This window comes from Micromonospora sp. NPDC004704, assembly GCF_053601675.1.
Map to the genome: position 1 here is coordinate 1 of NZ_JBSGCD010000076.1, position 6117 is coordinate 6117.

6 protein-coding genes are annotated in these 6117 nt (G+C 65.4%); 4 read left to right on the forward strand and 2 right to left on the reverse strand.

Annotated elements, in window-relative coordinates:
• Positions 1-740 precede the first annotated feature (740 nt).
• Positions 741-1163: a hypothetical protein gene (locus tag ACWEFB_RS38160; RefSeq protein WP_452293097.1), complete on the reverse strand. Its 423-nt coding sequence runs from the start codon at positions 1161-1163 to the stop codon at positions 741-743.
• Between the two features lie 271 nt (positions 1164-1434).
• Here ACWEFB_RS38160 and ACWEFB_RS38165 point away from each other — a divergent pair, with 271 nt between their 5' ends.
• Entirely contained in the window at positions 1435-1833 is a 399-nt protein-coding gene (locus tag ACWEFB_RS38165) for a VOC family protein (RefSeq protein ID WP_452293098.1), read from the forward strand.
• A gap of 178 nt (positions 1834-2011) precedes the next feature.
• Here ACWEFB_RS38165 and ACWEFB_RS38170 read toward each other — a convergent pair whose 3' ends face one another.
• Positions 2012-2884 (reverse strand): DUF1963 domain-containing protein, encoded by an 873-nt coding sequence (locus ACWEFB_RS38170; RefSeq protein ID WP_452293099.1) that lies wholly within the window; start codon positions 2882-2884, stop codon positions 2012-2014.
• A 472-nt stretch (positions 2885-3356) separates the two neighbouring features.
• On the opposite strand from ACWEFB_RS38170, the gene ACWEFB_RS38175 reads away from it, so the two are divergent.
• From ACWEFB_RS38175 to ACWEFB_RS38185, 3 genes are all read left to right on the forward strand, one after another.
• Entirely contained in the window at positions 3357-3719 is a 363-nt protein-coding gene (locus ACWEFB_RS38175; RefSeq protein ID WP_452293100.1) for a MarR family winged helix-turn-helix transcriptional regulator, read from the forward strand.
• Positions 3716-5215, forward strand: a complete 1500-nt coding sequence (locus ACWEFB_RS38180; RefSeq protein ID WP_452293101.1) for an MFS transporter — start codon at positions 3716-3718, stop codon at positions 5213-5215. The genes ACWEFB_RS38175 and ACWEFB_RS38180 overlap by 4 nt, the downstream gene beginning before the upstream one ends.
• Positions 5216-5325: 110 nt before the next feature.
• Positions 5326-5640 carry an EthD family reductase gene (locus ACWEFB_RS38185; RefSeq protein ID WP_452293102.1) on the forward strand — a complete coding sequence of 105 codons (315 nt, stop codon included), beginning with the start codon at positions 5326-5328 and terminating at the stop codon, positions 5638-5640.
• Positions 5641-6117 lie beyond the last annotated feature (477 nt).

Sequence of the window (6117 nt, forward strand, 5' to 3'; positions counted from 1 at the left end):
TCTGGGATGACCCGCTGCCGGGGGCGGACCTGGGTGAGGTCGAGTACGAGATGACCCGGGCGATGTGGGAGGCCTGTCATGGCGCTTGTTGAGACGGGAGCTGTTCTTCACGAGCGTTCCCACCCCCGACACCACGGGTGAGACCGTCAGGCGGTTCATCGTTGAGCGGTCTGCGGGCACCATGCAGCCCTTCGCCGTGTGCCTTTCCGACACCGGTCGGGCGGTGGCCGTGACTAGCTTGTGCCACATTGACGCGGTCAACCGCCGCGTCGAGATCGGCTACACCTGGTACGCGGCCTCCCAACAGGAACCGGTATCAACGCGGCGTGCAAGCTCTTGTTATTGACCCGCGCGTTCGACGACATCGGCTATATCGCCGTCGCGTTTCGCACCCACTGGCTCAACCATCGCTCTCGGAGAGCGATCGAACGCCTCGGCGCCAAGCGAGACGGAATCCTCCGCAACCACATGATCATGTTTGATGGCAGCGTGCGCGAAACGGTCGTCTACTCAATCGTTGCGATCGAGTGCCCGCTATCCGGGAGGAACTCAACCGCCGCTTCACAAACCCGAGATAGATCCGCCAACCGGCGCATTCCACCCGACCCTGAACCCGCCCTCAACTCGGCAGTTCAGGATGCCGGCACCACGGGATGCCAAACACGGAACGTGACGGCTTGTTGTCTGCCTGCACGCACGGTCGGGCAGCAGATCGGTGCGTACGGGACTACACCGAAAAATCAGTCCCAGTAGGTGAAAAGAGCTTCACCCAATGAGCAGGGGTTCCAGCGCCGGACGTCCGAACTCATGCCAGGCCACCGTGCCCAATCGATCGGGCCGTCCAGCTCGAACGCCGTGAGCACTGTGAAGCCCTCGACACCTGCCCCTGCGTCCGTCAACGCAGCGGCCAGGTCGGGCATGTCGATGAAGCGCAGCGGCCCGGACTCGCGTGCCGGTGTGGAGTCGAAGTCGCGAGGCACGGCGATGGCCAGCAGCGCCGCGCCGCGGACGCAGGTCACAGCGACGGTATGGTCTTGGCAGACGATGATCCCCTGATGGAAGTTAGGCGTCACGCCAGCTGAGATTCGGAACTCAATCACCTTGCCGCCGGCGCGACGTGCAGCCTCGTAGCAGACACGACGAAACATAGCCACGTCCAGCACTGGCCCACCGTACGTCAGGCTCGAAGGCGTCGGCCGGCAGCAGCGATCACCTCCAGCTGCCAACCGCATCGACCGCCTAGCTCCCGCCCTGGCTGCCCGGCCTTGATCGGCGGCGCTGTTCCGACAGGTGCGTTAGCCGCTGCGGGCTCGTCGCGACGCCGTGTCGCGATCGGATCGCGGCAGATCAGTGAACCTGGTAGCGTCCGCGATCCGGCGCCGAATGCTGACGCGTCCTAGGGTAGGACGCCCCGTTCCTCTCAGGGAGACGACCATGTCCGACTCCATCCGGCTCGCCTCGGTCACTCTGGACTGTCTCGACACGGAGCTGATGGCGACCTTCTATGCTGAGATCACCGGTGGCACGGTTACCAATCTGGATGAGCACTGGGCCACGGTCATCTGCCCGACCGGCCGCATGGACTTCCAGCGGGTGGTCGGATACACGCCCCCGATGTGGCCCGACCCCGCATCGTCCGCCCAGGTACACCTTGAGTTCTATGTCGAAGACCGGGCTGCCGCAGAATTGCGCGTGTTGAAGGCGGGAGCGACGAAGTACGAGTTCCAGCCCAACAGCGAGCAATGCTACGTGTACGCAGATCCGGCGGGTCACCCGTTTTGTCTCACGACATGGGTTGACATGAGGCCCAAGACGAGCGGGTCAGGCGCATAAGCGGCGAGCTCTTCTCGACAGGTCCGGAAGCCGACCGACACCGGCGGACCTGCACGAAACGTGACGGCTCTCGCCAAAGGGTGACGTGCCTGGTCGGCGGCATGAGCGGATGCCCAGTACCTGGCGTCGGCGATCGCAGGCAACGCGGATCCGCAGACGCATTCGGCGCCCCAGGCTTCTACTCGCTGAACTCGGTCACGGAGAACCCCTTGTCCAGTCGGCCGGCGGCCAGGTCGTCGTGGCGGACCACAAAACTCCCGGAATAGAACTCGTCGTCCAGGGAAAAGCGGGCGAGCGACACCCACTCACCCGTCAGCCGGTGCTTCTCCTCCTCCACATGGGAATACCATTTCGCCACCGGGATGACGATCTCGCCGGCCTTCTCGCGTCCGGCGAGGGTCTGCTCCGCGATGCTCGTGATCACCTCGTCGTCGACATACCCGCCGATGTAGGCGCTGGCGAGCCCTTCGCCCGGCGGCCAGAGATCGTGGGCCAGAGCGCAGAGCTCGTCCAGGTGCGGCACGTCACGCTCCAGGTCACGGGCCAGTTGCTGCTGGAAGGGCGACAGGTCGTCCTCGTCGTCGTCGTTCGTCGCGAACCAGTTGGGGAACTCGGCAAGGAGCGAGGCGCTCACGTCCCACTGCTCCCCGACGATCTCGGGGTTGAGGGGTTCTGCGACCGCCGTGTCAGTGCCGGCCGGTACGTACACGACTCGCGCGTACTCATGATCCGCGGCGCCACCGGCCAGGTAGTCGTTTTCGTGGTCCAGGAAGAACAACAGCGCGCCGTCCGCCGGCAGGCCAAAGCCGTCGACCCTCGGCAGCGCCGCACAGTCGACGGAAAAGATGAACGGCAACTGACCGACCCGACCGGACGGCCAGTCCTCGTTCACCGGCAGCCGGGGCAACCCACCGAACTGTCCGACCAGAACTCCGCCGGAGCTCCCGCTCAACCCGATCGACAGCCGGAGGTACGTGATGAACCTGCTGATCTCGTCGTCCGGTACGCCCAACGCGAGCGCCGCACCACGAAACTGCCCCTGATGATCCATGGTCCAGCATGGTGCCACGAAGCACCGACGATACGGCGAGCCCCGCGACGGGTGGCCCACGGCCAGCACACGCCGTTGTCGCCATCACCGCCGTGATCGGGTACGCGAACATCGGCACACCGGCACGTCCTCCTGCCTGAACTCGACTGTTTATGGCTACCGACAGTGACAGCCTCCCCCTCGTGTTTGGCGCCCTACCGACATCACCTCGTTCCCTGCCCGAGCCTGACCGGCTACCTCGTCGCGACGAAGCACGGACGACCGCATCGCCGAACGGCCCGTATATCCATCGCTGCTCGGCACTCCGTCCGGGGCCGGGTTCGAGCCGGGACGAGAGATGCATAGAGCATTCATATAAAAGTGCTATGCTTCGACCGTGAGCCGTCAAGACACCGCTCGTGGCACTCCCACCGACATCGGGTCAGCCCTCTACGGGTTGGCCACCAGGACCGTGAGACGTCTTCCACGTGACATGAGCGTCACGTCCGCGGCCACCCTGGCCACCCTGGATCGGACCGGCCCGCGACGGATCACCGACCTCGCCGTGATCGAGGGTGTCACCCAGCCCGCGATGACTGTCCTGGTTCGGGTGCTGGAGGAATCCGGGCTGGTCGAGCGGAGCGGCGACCCGTCCGACAAGCGGGTCACGCTGGTGTGTCTGACCGAGGCGGGCGCGTCCTATGTTCGGGCGCGCCGCCGGGCGGGCGTCGAGGCGTTTGCGCGATTGATCGACGAACTCACCAGGGAAGAAGTCAAAGCCTTGCAGGCGGCCCTCCCAGCGCTGCTGCATCTGGCGGAGCTCGAAGACCAGGGTCGCGAAGGGGCGAAGCAGTGACCCTCGCAGAGTATTCCAAGGCGCGCCTACTGTTCCCCGCCCTGATGTTCATTGCACTGGTCGTCGCGGCGGTCGGCAGTCTGGGAACGCCGCTCATCACCAGCGTGGCCACCACGTTGCACGTCTCGCTCGACAGTGCGCAGTGGACGTTGACCATCGCGCTGCTGAGCGGCGCCGTTGCTACGCCCGTCCTCGGCCGGCTCGGCGCCGGACCACACCGGCGGGCCACGATTCTCGTCACGCTGGCGGTCGTTGTCGCTGGCAGCACGCTCACCGTGCTGCCGCTGCCCTTCGCCTGGCTGCTTGCCGGCAGGGCGGCTCAGGGCGTCGGGCTCGGATTGACGGCGCTGATGATGGGCGTAGCTCGTGACCATCTTCCCGAGGGGCGCAGCGCGGCTGCGATCGCCCTGATCTCAGTGGTCTCGATCATCGGGGCCGGCGTGGGTTACCCGCTCGCCGGTCTGCTCGCCGAACTCGGCGGTGTGCGAGCGGCCTACAGCCTCGGCCTGTTCGTCACCGCTGCCGCATTCCTTGCCGCGTGGCGTTCTATCCCCAAAGCTCCCGAAGGCCGCTCCGCTCGCGTGGACGTTGCGGGCGCGCTCGTCCTAGCGGGGGGACTGTTCCTCGTCCTGTTCCTGGCAAGCCAGAGGAGCCTGTGGAGCCATCACCTCCGTGTGACGGTGGTCCTCGCCATCGGCGCTGTGCTCCTGCTCTGCATCTGGGTCGCCTCCGAGTTGCGCAGCAAGACACCGCTGGTCGATATCCGGGCCGTACGGCACCCAGCAGTCGCCGGGGCGAATGTCGCCATGTTCGTCGGCGGGAGCGGCATGTACCTGCTGCTCACCCTCATTACCCGGTACGCGCAGACACCGAACAGCGTCGGCTACGGATTCGGGCTGACCACCTTCGCCGCCGGGCTGGTCCTCGTCCCGTTCTCCGTGCTGGGCTTCATCGCCGGCAAGCTCACGCCCCGGGTCCGCGAACGGATCGACGCCCCCCTGCTCTTGGCCGGCAGCGCTGTCGTCGTCGGCGGCGGGTTCGTCCTGTTCGCGGCCGAACGGTCGAACCTAGCCGAACTGCTCACGGCCATGGGCGTGCTCGGCTTCGGCGTCGGCAGCTTCTCGGCTGCCATGCCCGGCGTCATCCTGGCCGTCACCCCCAAGAGCGAAACATCAAGCGCCATGAGCTTCAACTACGTCGTCCGCAGCGTCGGGTACTCCCTGGGCAGCGCTCTGGGCGGCCTGACCCTGGCCGCCGGCACCGATAGCGGCCATCTCTTCCCAAACGACGGCGCCTACACCACGGCAGCACTGATCGGCATCGCCGCGATGGCAATCACGGCACTGACCAGCCTGACGCTCGCCCGCCACCGCCAGCCCGAGATCAACCAGGGCACCGAACCAGCATCAGTCAAGACGATCCGATTACCGAAAGAGAGGCAAGCCGAACAAGAACCCCACAGCCAGCTACGCCGAGGCGGCAACCCCATCGCCTGAGTCGGTTGTGCACTCCCACGTATGCGCCGCCGACTCTCCGCTTGACACGGCAATGACAATAGGCAAATCTCCAGCTGGATAGCACGCACCCGTAAACAAAGGAACCGAACATGCACAAGTTGGTGGTCCTGTATCCCGAGCCCGCCGATCCCGACCACTTCCGCGACTACTACGTGACCCACCACCTCCCGCTGGTCACACGCATGCCCGGCCTGCTCGCGTGGCGTTACAGCTTCGACGTGGCAGCGACGCAGGGACAGGCGCCGTCGTACTTCGCGGTCTTCGAAGCCGAGTTCGCTGACGCTGCGGCGATGACCGCGTCGAGGTCGTCTCCGGAAGGCCGGCAGGTGGCCGCCGATGTCGCCAACTACGCCACCGGCGGTGCGGTCGTCATCCACTATCCGGTGCAGGACGGCACCGGCTGAGCCATGTTTTTCACCGACTCAAACGCATAGGTTAATACGACGCGCATTTATGTGATCCCGGACTTTTCGTGACACCATCGAATGCACTCACTTTGGCACTTCCGAACGTTCTCCCATCTGGACGTACAGCATCGAGGGCTACCGAGGGTGGCAGAGGCTCCGGGCGGGCTCGATCGGCGGCAGCAGCGGATGGTGATCCCTAGCGATGGGAGGATCATCGGCATGGACGGCAGGCAGCTGACGCAGCGGGAGCGAGCAGTGGTTGGGGCGCTGCTGACCGGTTGTCAAGTTCCAACTTCGTCCGGAGCCCACTCCAGGTCGTCTTCCCTATGCGCGGCTGCCCAGCGCAGGCGAGGGTAGGTACTTCGTCGGTGCCGGCTCGTCGCCTAGACGAGTAAGTCCTAACTATCCCTGAGTCGCGGGAATGACGAAGGGTGTCGATGATCCGTTTGTGACGACAGACATCAACACCCTTCT